The following is a 14495-nucleotide window of genomic DNA, read 5'->3' as shown; positions in this document are numbered from 1 at the left end:
TGCCTTTCCTCTCTTGCGCTTATCATGAGAATAGCCTGGCTGGCCTAGCCGGTGACTTCAGAGATAGTCACCGTAAAGGATTTGGTCCGCGCCAACTGTGTCGTCGGGCCCACCAGACGTTCCAGATGCGGACGATACTGTAGCCCCGAATTCCATACGGCCACCAATAAGCCGTTCGCGGTCAGCACCCTGCCCGCTGCGACAAACAGGTCGAGTGCAATCTGCCGGGTCACCGCCGAGGACCCGTGATGGAAGGGTGGATTCAACACCACCAGATCAACCGACGCATCAGCAAGTTGCTTCGTATCGGGCTGGTGGTAGACCGCGAAGCGACTGTTATTGTCCAACCCGTTCGCCACCAGGGTCGCGCGCGTTGCACAGACAGCGGCAGCTGAATCATCGGTGGCAATAATCTGCGGGATGGAGGTCTCCAATCCCAGCACGGTAGCCACCGTGCCATTACCACTGCCCAGATCAACGGCTGTACCCGCACCTCGGATAGCATCCTGGAAAGCATGGTCGGTTCCCAAAATGGTCTCCAGCATCAACCGGGTACCCGGATCAACCCGGGCGGCACCAAACGTTAGCCCGTAGGCGCGCAGTGCCAGCTCGTGGTCAAGCACCCGGTCGGTGTTCACCCGGGGGATCCGTGGTGGGGTCTGGCGTGTCGCATCTGGGAGGTGTGGGTCACGGGCACGAATAACACGGGCCTTATACGCACCGCGCGAGGCCGAAACGTGCCCAAAATATTGGCCCAAACGGTCATTAACCGACCGTTGCAGATCTTTCTGTCGTGCCCCGGCGAGTAACACTACGGTCTCCTTGGCCCAGCGGGCCACATGCCATGCGGTTTCCTCCACCGCTTCCAACGGGCGCGGCAACCGATACAGCACCGTGCCGGCACCCTGGAGGATCTCGCGGCTCACCACATCATCCCACGGTTCGTGGGCGAGATCGGCCTGTGCCCTGAGCCGATCGAAGAGTAGCGCCGAATCTTGCACCACGCGCAGTGGCATGCCCCGGCTTCTCAGCTCCGCGGCCACTGTTCCCTCGGTCTCGTTCACCACCACGACGGGCAGATCCCGATAGCTCGGTGACTGCTCGAGTAGCTCATCGAGTTGGTCGAGCAAGAGTCGATCGACACCGGTGGCAACACGCTGCGTCCGTGATTGAGGGTGATCGGTCATGAGCTGATATCCATCCATTGCGTGCTGGTTGCTACCGGATGGGCAGCTCCCGAGGTGATCGTGGCCAGATCAGTCTGGAGTTTCTCCACTGCACCGCGTTCGTCGCGGATACCGAGCTGAATGTGGGCCGAGGTGCCACCATAATTGGTCCCAAACACCTCGACACCGGTTGCACGCAACTCGTTCTCCCACCGGCCGGCATCGGCGTGCGGTGCGGCAACCTCATACAACAACACCCGCGCCCGACGTCGCACCACTGTGGACTCGAGCCCAGCGACAACGGCATCCGTATAGGCACGGACTAGGCCACCGGCACCGAGTTTAATCCCACCAAAATATCGCACCACTGCCACCACCGTGTCGGATAGATACCCGTCGAACTGAGGGTGAGTGAAACTATACAGGGCTTGCAGCATCGGGATCCCGGCGGTTCCGGCCGGTTCACCATCATCACAGCAGCGTTGTACCGTCCGATCCGGCCCCAGAATAAAGGCTGAACACACATGTCGAGCCCCGTGGTGGTGCTTCCGGATTCGCTCGATCACTTCACGGGCAGCAGACTCGCTCTCAACCCGGTGCACATAGGCGATGAATTCAGATTTCTTGATCTCCAACCGGACTCCGTCGGTCTCGCGCCTGGCGGCGGGGACCAGATAGGATGAGCACTGTGAATCGGGCATAGTCGACAGTCTAGGCGGTTTCGCCAGCTGAGCCCGAGCTCGCCCACCATCCAGGAGGACCTCGATGACACACCTCGGCCTGACCGGAGGAATTGGATCCGGTAAATCGACGGTGGCGAAGATGCTGGCCGAGCTGGGCGCAGTCATCATTGACGCCGACGCCATTGCCCGGTCGCTGATGGCCCCTGGTCAACCGGTGCTACAGGAAGTGGTCGAGCATTTTGGTGAGCACCTTCTCGACGAACACGGACAGCTGGACCGTCACGCCCTGGCCTCGATCGTGTTTAACGACGACCAAGCACGCCAAACACTCAACTCGATCGTCCATCCGGCGGTCCGGGCTGAGACCCTGCGCCAGATTGAGGCTGCCACCGCGGAAGGCTCGGGGGAGACCGTGCTGATTGAAGACATTCCCTTACTGGCCGAAACCGGGCAAGCGGAGCGTTTCGACGGAGTGATCGTGGTGACATGTGATCAGCAGACTCGACTAGAGCGGCTCACCACCTATCGAGGGATGGACCCTGCCGATGCCAAAGCCCGGATGGAGTCCCAAGCCACCGACGCCCAACGCACCCAGATCGCCACGTGGGTCATTGACAATTCCCAATCGCTGGAACACACACAACAACAGGTCAGCGAACTCTGGCAGTCGCTGTACTCCGCTCGGTGAGTTCACCCACGTCTGACAGGGGCGGAGTGACAGTCGAGCCCAACCGCTCGATAGCGGTAGGTCATGGTGTAGCGAAAAGATCTTAATTGTGCAACACGGTCGTGTTGCCGGTCTGAGCCGGGTATCTCAGAGCTATTCTAAGCGCATGCGTAATATGGCGTCATATACAGCGGAGCGACCGGCATCGACGACGGTGTCCGCCGATGGAACCAACACGAGCTCCCACACCGCCGCACGACCCCCACGGTTGCGTGGCTTTGATGGGTTGCGGGCCATTGCCGCCATGGCCGTCTTGGTGTATCACCTCATTCCCGGGTGGGCTCCAGCCGGCTTTGCCGGTGTGGATATGTTTTTCGTGGTCTCCGGCTTCTTAATCACCGCCCTGTTGCTCCAGCAACTACACCGTCACGGACGGCTTGAGCTCAAGAGTTTCTGGGTGCGTCGCTTCCGTCGGCTGGTGCCGGCCGTGGTCGTTACCCTGATCGGTGCCTCCGCTCTGGCTCTGGCGGTCGGCGGCGATGCACTCGTGTCCTTGCCACGCCAGTTTGTTGGTGCACTGACCGGAACCTATAACTGGGTCGAAATCGCCAATGGTGCAAGCTATTTTGAACAGAATTCCCCGTTGCTGTTCACCAATATGTGGTCGTTATCCGTGGAGCAACAGTTCTACGTCTTCTGGCCCCTCATCGTTGCGTTGCTCGTCTTTTGGTCCCGGTCCCGACGACTCGCCGTCGTCTTCGCTGTTGCCGCGACGTCGATCGTTGCCCATGTCTGGTTGTCTGGGGTTGACCTCTCCCGTGCCTACATGGGTACCGACACACACCTCTGGGGTCTGATGTTGGGCGCCGGCATCGCCTTAGCGATCCCGGGTGCTCTGAAGATGCCGATCAATCCTACGCGCTATCCCACCCTGTGGGGCGTGGGCGGTTGGCTGGGATTGCTGGCTGCCATCACGATGATGATGGTCCTACCCGAGTCCCTGATGTATCCCTGGGGGATGGTTGCGATTAGTGTGGCCGTGGCCATCACAGTCCGCAGTCTGCTCAACGATGTGGCCCCGTCTCAACCGGCCCTGGCGTTGACCGCCATCCTGGAGAACCCGGTCCTGGTGTGGTTGGGCGTGCGCTCTTACGGGATCTACCTATGGCACTGGCCGCTGTGGGTGCTGATGTACTACCTCAGCCCGACGATGAACCCGCTGCTGGCAGCACTGCCGATCATCGTGCTCAGCATCGTTTTCGCGGAGCTGTCCTACCGCTTCATTGAAACCCCCATCCGCACCCACGGGTTTTTGACCTGGTGTCGTCAGCTGGTAGCGCAAATCACGCAGCTGATGCCGGTAGCCAAGGTCGCAACCATTGCGGGTCTGGCCGGGGTATTGATCGTTGCGGGTTCCGCCATTGCCGTATCGCCACAACAATCCAGCGCCGAGCGAGCCCTGCAACAAGCTGCCGGGGATCAAGACCGCCTCGTGATCGGCTCTGAGTCCGACGATGAAGCCCAGGACGAACCAGGCCAACAGCCCTCGGAGCAACCTTCGGAACAACCCGCCGAGGACCCATCCGCTGCGCCCAGCGACTCCGCTACAGAAACTGCTGAGGATACTGCCACCGAACACGCCTCACCGGTCGGTCATCCCGGCCCAGAAGTCACTGGAGAGAACATCACGATGATCGGTGATTCTCTGCTCGTCGCTGCCGGAAAGACCCTGAATCAGGATTTTCCCGGCATTTATCTCGATGCAGAGATTTCCCGCTCCATCCAGTCTGCGCCGGAGATCTTGAACCGGTTGAAGTCCGAGGGCAAACTGCGACCCTATGTCGTGGTCGGGCTGGCCACAAACGCCGTCATTAGCCAGGATCAGATCGAGACCATTCGCGAGATCATCGGTCCCGATCGGCGCCTGGTGTTGGTGACCGGTTATGGTCCGTCTCGGGCAACCTGGATCGACCCGGCCAACCGGGCCATCCGGGAAGCTGTGAAGAACCACGACGATATTTATCTGGCCGACTGGAATAACGCCATCCAGGACCACCTTGACTTGCTGGCCGATGACTCGGTGCACCCCAAGGACCAGCAGGGACGCGCGCTGTACAGTCAGACCGTCGAGAAGGCCTTGGCCCGGGCTCAGTCGGGAGAACCGCAGGTCTCCTAACGGGTTGCTGGCGCGTTCGCTCTGGGTCTGACGACCGGGCTTTTGCGGTGGCAGACCGGGGGGAGAAGAGTAGGGTAGAGGCATGAGTCTGGCCCAAGAAATCACCCGGCAAGTTGCGCCCTTCAAGGTGGAATCTCCCTATCAGCCCTCTGGCGATCAGCCACGTGCTATCGCCGAATTGGCTGAGCGTGTCAGTGGCGGGGAAAAAGACGTGGTGCTGATGGGGGCCACCGGCACCGGTAAATCTGCGACCGCGGCCTGGACCATTGAACAACTTCAGCGTCCCACCCTGGTGATGGTCCAGAACAAGACTCTGGCCGCCCAGCTGGCCAACGAATTGCGAGACCTGCTTCCGCACAACGCGGTCGAGTACTTCGTTTCCTACTACGACTACTACCAGCCCGAGGCCTACGTCCCGCAGTCGGATACCTTCATTGAAAAAGATTCCTCCATCAATGAGGAAGTCGAACGCCTCCGCCACTCAGCCACCAATGCTTTGCTCACCCGCCGGGACACCGTGGTGGTCTCTACGGTATCGTGCATCTACGGTTTGGGTACCCCGGAGGAATATATCCGCCAGATGGTCACCCTCAAACGGGGCCAAGAGCTGGACCGGGACGAATTGTTGCGTCAGTTCGTGAATATGCAGTATGTGCGCAATGACCACGACTTCCACCGTGGCACCTTCCGGGTCCGTGGCGACACCGTAGAGATCATCCCGATGTATGAAGAGCTTGCGGTCCGTGTGGAATTCTTCGGCGATGAGATCGACTCGATCCAGACCCTGCACCCGCTGACTGGTCACGTGATCCGGGAAGAAGACGAGATGTACATCTTCCCGGCCTCCCACTACGTGGCCGGTGATGATCGGATGGCTCGGGCCATCGAGTCCATCGAGGATGAATTGCGCGTGCGACTGGCAGAGTTAGAGGCCCAAGATAAGTTACTCGAGGCCCAACGGTTGCGGATGCGCACCACCTACGATCTCGAAATGATGCAGCAAATGGGCTACTGCAACGGGATTGAGAATTACTCGCGCCATATTGACGGCCGTGGTCCCGGCTCTGCTCCACACTGTTTACTCGACTATTTCCCCGATGACTTCTTGTTGATCATCGACGAATCCCACGTGACCGTGCCCCAAATTGGCGGAATGTATGAAGGGGATATGTCGCGTAAACGCACCCTGGTCGATCACGGGTTCCGGTTGCCCTCAGCATTGGATAACCGGCCACTGAAATGGGATGAGTTCCTCGAGCGCATCGGCCAAACCATTTATCTGTCGGCCACCCCGGGCCCCTACGAGCTGGCCCAAGCTGACGGCGTGGTGGAACAGATTATTCGACCCACCGGACTCATCGACCCCGAAGTCGTGGTCAAGCCCACCAACGGCCAGATCGATGACCTGATGGACGAGATCAACCAGCGGGTCGAGCGTGACGAACGCGTGCTGGTTACTACCCTGACCAAGCGTATGGCCGAAGACCTGACCGAATACCTGATCGAGCACGGGGTCAAGGTCCAGTATCTGCACTCCGATGTCGACACGCTCAAACGGGTGGAGCTGATGACCCAGCTACGCAAGGGCACGTTCGACGTGCTGGTCGGCATTAACCTCTTGCGCGAAGGCTTGGATTTGCCCGAGGTATCGCTGGTGTCAATCTTGGACGCCGATAAGGAAGGATTCCTGCGCTCAACCACCTCGCTGATTCAGACTATTGGTCGTGCCGCCCGCAACGTTTCCGGCCAGGTGCATATGTACGCCGATAAAATCACCGACTCGATGCGACAGGCTATCGACGAAACCAACCGTCGTCGTGAAATCCAGCAGGCTTATAACACCGAGCACGGTATCGACCCGCAGCCGTTGCGTAAGCGCATTGCCGACATTACGGACCAACTGGCCCGTGAGGATGCCGACTCCGAAGACTTCCTGTCGGGCATGGGCGGGGTCAAGGCCGGCTTTGATTTTGGTGAGGGACACCGTGGCTACACCTCGATGATCACCGATGAACAGAAATCCCAACAGGCCGATCGTGAGGGCCAGCAGGCCGTGAAGATTGCTGCCCTTCCGGCCAAGGATCTGCAGGACTTGATCGACAACATGTCCCAGCAGATGCATCAGGCCGCCACAGATCTGCAGTTCGAACTTGCCGCGCGCCTGCGCGACGAGGTAGCGGAGCTCAAAAAAGAACTGCGTCAGATGAAACAAGCCGGACACGCCTAATATCATCGTCGAGATGCTACAGTAGTCCACGAACAGGGGAGTATCCCGATCTTTCTCGCGAACGTCAGCACGTGGAGATCATTCTCAACCGGGCGCGAGGCTTGAGCAGAGACCATCAGCTCAAGTGGGAGAGACTTGTGATTCATTCTCGTATCCTCAAAGGAGCTTCCCTGTGGAAATCAACCTTGTGACCTGGTTGGTCACCATTGCGATCATCCTGGGGTTATTGGCTTTCGACTACTTTGCCCACGCTCGGAAAGCCCATACCCCCACGATCAAAGAAGCCGCGATTTGGTCCTCCATTTACATTGGACTGGCGTTGCTGTTTGGCCTGGTATTTTTCCTCTTCGGCGATACCTCCCACGCCGTGGAGTACTACACCGGGTTCTTACTTGAAAAGTCACTATCGATCGATAACCTGTTCGTGTTCATGATCATCATGAGCAACTTCCAGGTACCGCGCGAGTACCAACAAAAGGTGCTGTTGTTCGGTATTACCTTCGCGCTGATCTCCCGGACGATTTTCATCCTCCTCGGCGCAGCCGTGATCAACGCCTGGTCGGATGTGTTCTACGTCTTCGGTCTGTTCCTGATTCTGCTGGCCGGCCAGCAACTCAAGGGCGAATTGACCTCGGCCGACGAGAAGTCCAATGAGGCCGAAAACATTATGGTGCGCACCGCCCGTCGGATTTTCCCGGTCTCACACGATTATCGCCAGGACAAACTGTTCACTAAAGAACGTGGCAAGCTGATGATCACCCCGATGTTGTTGGTCATGATCGCGATCGGTGCCACCGATGTGCTCTTCGCCTTCGACTCGATCCCCGCGATCTATGGTGTCACCCAGGAGCCCTATATCGTCTTCGCCGCCACCGCTTTCTCGCTGATGGGCTTGCGCCAGCTGTACTTCCTGATCGATGGCTTGCTGGACCGTCTGGTGTACTTGGGATACGGTTTGGCAGCCATTCTCGGCTTCATCGGTATCAAGCTGGTGCTACACGCCCTCCACGAGAACAGTTTGCCGTTTATCAACGGTGGGGAACCAGTGCCGGTTCAAGAAATTCCGACCGAGATGTCGTTGGTGGTTATTATTGCCATCCTGCTCATTGTGGTTGTCACCTCGTTGACCTCGAAGAAGGGCAAGGCGCTGATCGCATTGCAGAATGCGGAGAAGTTCTCCTTCCGGTATTCCAAGCTGGATGACTCCACTGCAGAGCAAGAGCGCGAGAAGGCCGCTGCGAAAATGGATGAGTGGACTGAAAAGGCCCGTCGGGTCGAGTATAAATACCTAGACGAGCTGATCGAACATAAAGACCAATGGTCCAGCATTATCCGTCAGGCCCACGAGACCCGACTGGAAGACGTCCAACGGTCCGGCCGTTCCGCCCCGGTCTCACAACAGGTGGTCAACGAGTCCGGCTCGATTATTGACCCGCCGGACGACATCGAGGACTCACACGATTCCGCCGAGAAAGAGGGTGCCCGAAGCCAAGACTCGACTCGTCGCTAACCAGCGGGCTGACGGGCGCCGTGCTTACCGGTCGTGAATCATCGTTTGCAGGCGGGTGAAGATTTTCGCCCCCGCCTGGCCGATCCCGTCATGATGGTAGGCATCGGTCTCCCACACCTGTAGCTTGGCCACCCGTCCGGCGGTCTCCAGTGACAGGTCGCGATCGACGTAGACATCGTCACGATAGACCGCTGCAGCCACCGGCACCTGGTTAGCTGCCAATTGCTCGAGGTCGTATAATCGGCCCCACCCGGTGTGTTGCGCAATCAATTCGGTCGCCTCAGCGATCGGAATCAGCGTCGGATCAGTGCGGGTATACCACCGGTAGCACATCTCACCGGTCAGCCACGGGGTCTGCGTGACCTCAGCATCGAAGTCTGGATACTCTCTCAGCATCCGTTCGGCCGCCCAGTTGGTGGGCTCGGCGGCCTGATCCGGCTGAGCGTAGATGGCTTCGTGCAGGATCAGATACAGCGGATTTCTGGCCCGGGATACCTGCTCATATACCGCGTGCAGAAAGTGATCGCTGAGCTGATCAGTCCCCGGGATGAACGCTTGCTCCAGCACGTAGTGCAAGGTGTCAACCCGGGTATTGCCACCCAGCATCATCCCTAGGGTTTGCACGCGAGGGACGGTGAGCTTCGACCCATCGGGAAGGACTATTCCGCCGGCACGAACCCGCTGATACACCCGTGCCAACACCTTCAGATCCTCCGGGTAACGGTCGAAGTATTCCTGGTTGCGGGCCCGCATCCGCGCGTAGGTGGCCCGATAGACGCGGTCGGCCGGTCCAGACAGTGGGGCTAGACCGCCGGTGATTAAGCTACCGCACAAGCCCTCAGGGGCGAAGCTGAGGTAGCTGAGTGTACAGAATCCGCCAAAGGACTGGCCGAGCGAGACCCACGGCTCGATGCCGAGACCTGTTCGGAGGGCTTCAGCATCGGCCACAATATCCGGTGCCCGGAAATGAGTTAGGTAGTCCGCCTGCGCGGTCGCATCCCCACGGGCACGCAACGTGTGATGATTCAGTGGGGTGGACAGACCGGTGCCACGCTGGTCGAGCATCATCACCCGGTAGGTCTTCAGTGCCTCGGCCAGCCATCCTCCGATGGTGCCCGGCCGTTGTCCGGGGGAGCCGGGTCCGCCCTGGAAGTAAATCAACCACGGCTTGGCGTTGATCTCGGAATCCGGGTCATCGTCGGGGTGGCGAAACTCGCGAGCGGTGACCCACAGCATCTCAGGATCGGTTGCTGCGCCTGCTTGGTCGTGATCAACCGGAACCTGCACGCGGTGGGTGCGCTGCCGGTACCCATCCTGGCGGGTGGTGAACTCACTGGAGTTCACACCGGTGCTCATCGACGAGACGGACTCCACGGAATCACTCCTTTACTGTATGTGCTAGCCTTCGATTGGTTCACCCACCGATAGCATCGTGATCGCTGGGGCCCCCTGCTCGTTGGAGGCCGCCAAATGCACCACAGCATTCAGTGCCCAGTCGTAGTTTGCCTCGGGATCCACGAGCACTTGCGTAATACTCCAGTAATCACCGGGGCTGGCCCCGAGATCGTCCAACTCGCCAGGGCCCAGCTGCGGCTCGGTGTTGATCCGTAATAACTTTGGGTCCCGTGCCGAGGCGGTATCGTCCAGGTCCTCGTAGTCGGCGAAGAAATCATCCAGCGCGTCGGCCCAATTATCGCTGGTGAACGGGATGGCGCCCTCAGGCAGATAATCCATCCCTTCCAGCTCCGCGTCCTTCTCTGCCCCAAAGAGCTGTACCCGCCGAAACATGGCATTGCGGATCATCACCCGGAACACGCCGGTCTGCTCGGTGAGCTTCGGAGGGCTGGGAGGCTCAGGATTCTCATATTCTTCTCGCGCCTGGTCGATATCGCCGGGAATCAGGTCCTCCCATTCCTCTAACAGCGAGGAATCGGTGAACCGGATCATGGTATCCAGCCAGTCCTGGATGACGTCGATCTCGGCAGTGCGCACATCCTGGGGGATAGTCTGACGCATGGCCTTCGCCGCATCGGTCAGATACCGCAACACCACGCCTTCAGAGCGGGCCAAGGAGTAAAAGCTGACGAACTCGCCAAAGCTCATCGCACGTTCGTACATGTCGCGCACCACCGACTTAGGTTCCAGCTCAAAATCTTTCAGCCAGGGGGCTGCCTGCGCATACATCGCGAACTGTTGCTCGAGAAGCTCACCGAGCGGTTGCGGGTAGGTGGTTTGGTCCAAGATGTTCATCCGCTCGGTATACTCCAGCCCCTCGGCCTTCATTTCGGCCATCTTCTCGTCCTTGGCCTTCTTGGTCTGGGCAGACAGAATCTGTCGTGGCGAATCCAGGGTGGCCTCCACGATAGAGACCATATCCAGGGCATACGTGGGGCTGTCCGGGTCCAGTAGCTCAAACGCCGCCAAGGCAAATGGCGACAGCGGCTGGTTCAGTGCAAAATCCGGTTGCAGATCTACCGTGATCTCGAGTTGACGACCAAACTCGTCCGGGGTGTCAGACTTGACCAGCACGCCTGTGGCCAGTAGCTCGCGCAGGATGCCGATCGCCTCTCGCTGTAATTGCGCCTGCCGAGCGGGGGTCTCGTCCGAGCGCGTGATCAACCGACGCACATGCCGGACCGGGTTCCCCACTCGTTCGACCAGGTTCAACACCATCGAGTGGTTGATCCGCAGCTGCGAGACCATCGGCTCCGGCTCAGCAGCGACTAGCTTGTCGAAGGTCTTTTCCGACCACGACACAAAACCTTCCGGCGGTTTTTTCTTTGCCGAGGACTTGCTGGACTGTTTGATGCGCCGGGCTCGCTCCTGCGGATCTTTAATGCCGGCAAATTTCTGTTCCAATTTGGCCTGCTCGGCCTGTTTCTCGATGACGTGCTCGGGTGCTTGAACGACCACATAGCCGGCAGTATCAAAACCGGCACGTCCGGCCCGGCCGGCGATCTGGTGAAATTCGCGAGCATTCAGGTGCCGGGTTTTGCGCCCATCAAACTTACTCAGCGCGGTGATCAACACGGTGCGAATCGGCACGTTAATACCCACACCCAGCGTGTCGGTACCGCAGATGATTTTCAGTGTGCCCTGCTGAGCGAGCTTTTCAACCAACCGGCGATACTTGGGCAACATTCCGGCGTGATGAACTCCGATCCCGGCCTTGAGGAGCCTTTTCAGCGTCTTGCCAAACCCGGCCTGGAAGGGGAAGGTCTCCAGCTGTTCGGCCAGTTGCGCTTGCGCTGCTTTGCTCAGGACCGCCAGCGAGGAGAGATTGCTGGCCTGCTCAACGGCGTCCAGTTGCGAGAAGTGCACAATATAGATCGGTGCCTGATCGGCTGCCACCAACTGTTCTGCCCGGTGGACCACCGACTGCTCGGAGTAGCTAAAGTGCAACGGAATCGGCCGGGTGGCGGCGGTAACGGTCACAGTGGGCTTGCCGGTTGCCTCGGTGAGGCGCTGTTCGAACCGCGTGGTGTCGCCCAAGGTGGCGCTCATCAGCAAGAACTGGGCCTGGGGGAGCTCAATCAGCGGGACCTGCCAGGCCCAGCCACGGGCCGGATCGGCGTAGTAGTGGAACTCGTCCATGATCACCTGGCCGATGTCCAGTCCGGTGCCTTCCCGCAGGGCCACATTCGCCAGAATTTCCGCGGTGCAACAAATAATCGGCGCCTGAGCATTCACCGAAGCATCCCCGGTAATCATTCCCACGTTCTCGGCCCCAAAAATATCCACTAGGTCGAAGAATTTTTCCGAGACCAACGCCTTGATCGGTGCGGTGTAGTAAGACACCTGGTGGTGGGCCAACGACAAAAAGTGCGTGGCCAAAGCCACCATCGACTTCCCAGATCCGGTCGGGGTGGCCATAATGACGTTCTTGGATTCCAACAGCTCGGTGACCGCCTGGTCCTGGGCCGGATACAGCGTGATGCCACGGGAGCCGACCCACTGCGTGAAACGGTCGTAGAGCTCAGCCGGATCCTGGGCGGTGCGGTCTTGGTGGTCGGGAAGAACGTCAGTCAAAAGCATCATCTCGTACTCTACGGCAGTTGCGCGCTCGCTTCAGTGGCCGTAGACCGGCACCGCAGAGCCGGCACCGAAACGATCTGTTTCTTTGCGTGTCAGTGCCCCATCGGCACCACCGTTGCGCGGGTCTACGGTAGAGGTATGGAGAATTTCATCTGGGATCCTAGCCAGTATGCTATCTTCGCCGGGCACCGGGCCCGTCCCTTCTATGATCTCAGTGCTGCGATCTACGCCGATCAACCCCGCACCGTGGTGGATATGGGATGCGGGCCCGGGAACATGACCCGCACCCTGGCCCAACGGTGGCCGCAGGCGGAGGTCATTGGTCTGGATTCCTCCCGAGAAATGGTTCAAGAAGCTCGCCTCAGCCTTCAGGACGACCCGCAGGCCCCCACGAACCTGCGGTTTGAGCACATCGAGGCCGAACAGTGGGAGCCCGATGCCTCGGTGGACGTGGTGGTCTCCAATGCCATGTTGCAGTGGATACCCAACCACCGGCAATTGATGGACCGCTGGTTGGGGCAGATGTCACCGGGTGCCTGGTTTGCGATGCAGGTCCCCGGCAATTATTCGGCACCCTCCCACAGGACGATTGCCGAGCTGGCGAATCGGCCCGAATATGCTGAAGCCTCCCAACGGACCTACACCGGCGAATCGATCTACACCCCGCGAGAATACACGCACACGCTGATCCGTCGGGGATTCCGACCCAATGTGTGGGAGACGACCTATCACCAGGTACTGACCGGGGAAGAACCGGTCTACAACTGGGTAAAAGGTGCCGCCCTGCGTCCGGTGCTCCAAGGTCTTGCCGAGATTGATGAGCGCGACGGCTCCAATCTGCAAGCCGCATATCTGAGTGAATACCGAGAGCGGATGTTGCACGACTACCCGCCCTACACCAGCCCGGATGGCACCGTGGTCACCATCTTCCCGATGCGCCGGGTGTTCGTGGTAGGCCATAAAGAGCTGGACTACACCATCTAACCATCGGTACCGCCAGTACCGCTCGTCACCGGTTCAGCCCGGTCCTGGGCCGGGTTACCAGCCGCGTTGTTTCCACTCGTCCAAGTGCGGACGCTCCGCGCCCAGGGTGGTGTGATCGCCATGTCCAGGCAACACCACCGTGTCGTCGGGATAGCGATCAAACACTCGCGCGGTGACATCGGCAAACAGTTGCGCGAAGCGTTGGGGGTCCTGGTCCGTATTGCCCACACCTCCAGGGAAGAGCGAATCACCGCTGAAAATCACCGGCGACTCGTCGTCGTCCGCTCGATAGGCCAGGGCTACCGATCCCGGGGTGTGCCCGCGCAATCCAATCACATCCAGGCTGATCCCGTCGAACTGGGCTGTGTCACCGTGGTGGAGCACCACGGTCGGAGCCACGCCGGTAGCTTCTGCAATGGCCTCGGCATCGGCAGCACCGGCCGCGGTCGGTGCCCCGGTGGTCTCGGCCACCGCGGCCAGCGCCCGGATGTGGTCCCAGTGCTGGTGGGTGGTAATAATGACCGCCACGTGCGGTTCACAGGGGGTATCGGCACGGGCGGATTCCAGTAGCTCGTCAATGGCCTCGGGGAAGTCAGCAGCATCGATAAGCACTTGCGTACCGGAACACTTGGAGGTCAGCAGGTAGACGTTATTGCGTATCTCGGAGACCCAGCGGCTGCGGATGGTGACCTGTGGCAGGTCCGCGATCACGCGAATCTCACCGGCTGCGGGGTGGTTGCTGGGCTGGGTCGAGGTATCGTGACTGGGCATAGCGCTCAGTTTAGGGTCTGGGTGGGCTGACTGTACAGGTCAGCACCGACGCGCTCAGGGCCGGATTAGCGGCTCTTCACAATCGAGGGTGTAGACGGGGCTTGAATCCTCCGCTCTCGAGCAAGGACCTGGCGATGTAGTTGGTTGGGTTCCGGAAGCCCAGGGCGGATCCGCGCAGGTGTTCGAGTCGTCCGTTGATGGCCTCGGTGGGTCCGTTGGAGGTTCCGGGGCGGTCGAAGTAGGCCAGGATGTCTGCCGCCCTTTTCTTCAGCGTCC

General features: G+C 59.7%; 11 protein-coding genes. 5 read left to right on the top strand and 6 right to left on the bottom strand.

The features are described from left to right. Positions 1–44: 44 nt before the first annotated feature. Positions 45–1187: a class I SAM-dependent methyltransferase gene (locus DYI20_RS06500; RefSeq protein WP_166769813.1), complete on the bottom strand. Its 1143-nt coding sequence runs from the start codon at positions 1185–1187 to the stop codon at positions 45–47. Next, a complete protein-coding gene (locus DYI20_RS06495; protein ID WP_110101043.1) occupies positions 1184–1867 on the bottom strand; it encodes an IMPACT family protein in 684 nt (227 codons plus the stop codon). Before DYI20_RS06495 ends, DYI20_RS06500 begins: the two co-directional genes overlap by 4 nt. 64 nt (positions 1868–1931) lie before the next feature. Between DYI20_RS06495 and coaE the strand changes: the two genes are divergently transcribed. The 4 genes from coaE to DYI20_RS06475 all read left to right on the top strand — a co-directional run bounded on the left by coaE (position 1932) and on the right by DYI20_RS06475 (position 8429). Continuing rightward, on the top strand, positions 1932–2537 hold the full coding sequence (gene coaE / locus DYI20_RS06490; RefSeq protein ID WP_122549146.1) for a dephospho-CoA kinase: 606 nt from the start codon (positions 1932–1934) through the stop codon (positions 2535–2537). Positions 2538–2730: 193 nt separating this feature from the next. Beyond that, complete coding sequence (locus tag DYI20_RS06485; RefSeq protein ID WP_158524748.1) at positions 2731–4692, top strand: acyltransferase family protein; 1962 nt, start codon at positions 2731–2733, stop codon at positions 4690–4692. An 82-nt stretch (positions 4693–4774) separates the two neighbouring features. Continuing rightward, positions 4775–6919, top strand: a complete 2145-nt coding sequence (gene uvrB, locus DYI20_RS06480; RefSeq protein WP_110098279.1) for an excinuclease ABC subunit UvrB — start codon at positions 4775–4777, stop codon at positions 6917–6919. Positions 6920–7091: 172 nt separating this feature from the next. Further along, complete coding sequence (locus DYI20_RS06475; protein ID WP_122549144.1) at positions 7092–8429, top strand: TerC family protein; 1338 nt, start codon at positions 7092–7094, stop codon at positions 8427–8429. Between the two features lie 24 nt (positions 8430–8453). On the opposite strand, the gene DYI20_RS06470 is transcribed toward DYI20_RS06475, so the two are convergent. Both DYI20_RS06470 and DYI20_RS06465 read right to left on the bottom strand, forming a co-directional pair. After that, positions 8454–9803, bottom strand: coding sequence for an alpha/beta fold hydrolase (locus DYI20_RS06470; protein WP_244924667.1), 1350 nt, complete (start codon positions 9801–9803; stop codon positions 8454–8456). 24 nt (positions 9804–9827) lie between these two features. Continuing rightward, on the bottom strand, positions 9828–12464 hold the full coding sequence (locus DYI20_RS06465) for a DEAD/DEAH box helicase (RefSeq protein ID WP_122549166.1): 2637 nt from the start codon (positions 12462–12464) through the stop codon (positions 9828–9830). A 138-nt stretch (positions 12465–12602) separates the two neighbouring features. On the opposite strand from DYI20_RS06465, the gene DYI20_RS06460 reads away from it, so the two are divergent. After that, on the top strand, positions 12603–13448 hold the full coding sequence (locus DYI20_RS06460) for a methyltransferase domain-containing protein (protein ID WP_122549143.1): 846 nt from the start codon (positions 12603–12605) through the stop codon (positions 13446–13448). Between the two features lie 54 nt (positions 13449–13502). Here the strand turns inward: DYI20_RS06460 and DYI20_RS06455 are convergent, their stop codons facing one another. Further along, entirely contained in the window at positions 13503–14219 is a 717-nt protein-coding gene (locus tag DYI20_RS06455) for an MBL fold metallo-hydrolase (protein ID WP_122549142.1), read from the bottom strand. A gap of 76 nt (positions 14220–14295) precedes the next feature. Continuing rightward, the coding region (locus DYI20_RS06450; RefSeq protein ID WP_136090121.1) for a transposase at positions 14296–14495 on the bottom strand (200 nt) is incomplete at its 5' end.

The organism is Auritidibacter ignavus, from assembly GCF_003703835.1.
GTDB classification, from domain to species: Bacteria; Actinomycetota; Actinomycetes; order Actinomycetales; family Micrococcaceae; genus Auritidibacter; species Auritidibacter ignavus.
Note: the sequence above shows the minus strand (reverse complement) of the source record. Positions and strands in the feature narration are given on the sequence as shown.

Bases quoted from the DNA above. Each gene is read 5' to 3' on its own strand.
- DYI20_RS06500 (WP_166769813.1), bottom strand. From the start codon at position 1,187: ATGACCGATCACCCTCAATCACGGACGCAGCGTGTTGCCACCGGTGTC.
- DYI20_RS06495 (WP_110101043.1), bottom strand. From the start codon at position 1,867: ATGCCCGATTCACAGTGCTCATCCTATCTGGTCCCCGCCGCCAGGCGC.
- coaE (WP_122549146.1), top strand. From the start codon at position 1,932: ATGACACACCTCGGCCTGACCGGAGGAATTGGATCCGGTAAATCGACG.
- uvrB (WP_110098279.1), top strand. From the start codon at position 4,775: ATGAGTCTGGCCCAAGAAATCACCCGGCAAGTTGCGCCCTTCAAGGTG.
- DYI20_RS06465 (WP_122549166.1), bottom strand. From the start codon at position 12,464: ATGCTTTTGACTGACGTTCTTCCCGACCACCAAGACCGCACCGCCCAG.
- DYI20_RS06460 (WP_122549143.1), top strand. From the start codon at position 12,603: ATGGAGAATTTCATCTGGGATCCTAGCCAGTATGCTATCTTCGCCGGG.
- DYI20_RS06455 (WP_122549142.1), bottom strand. From the start codon at position 14,219: ATGCCCAGTCACGATACCTCGACCCAGCCCAGCAACCACCCCGCAGCC.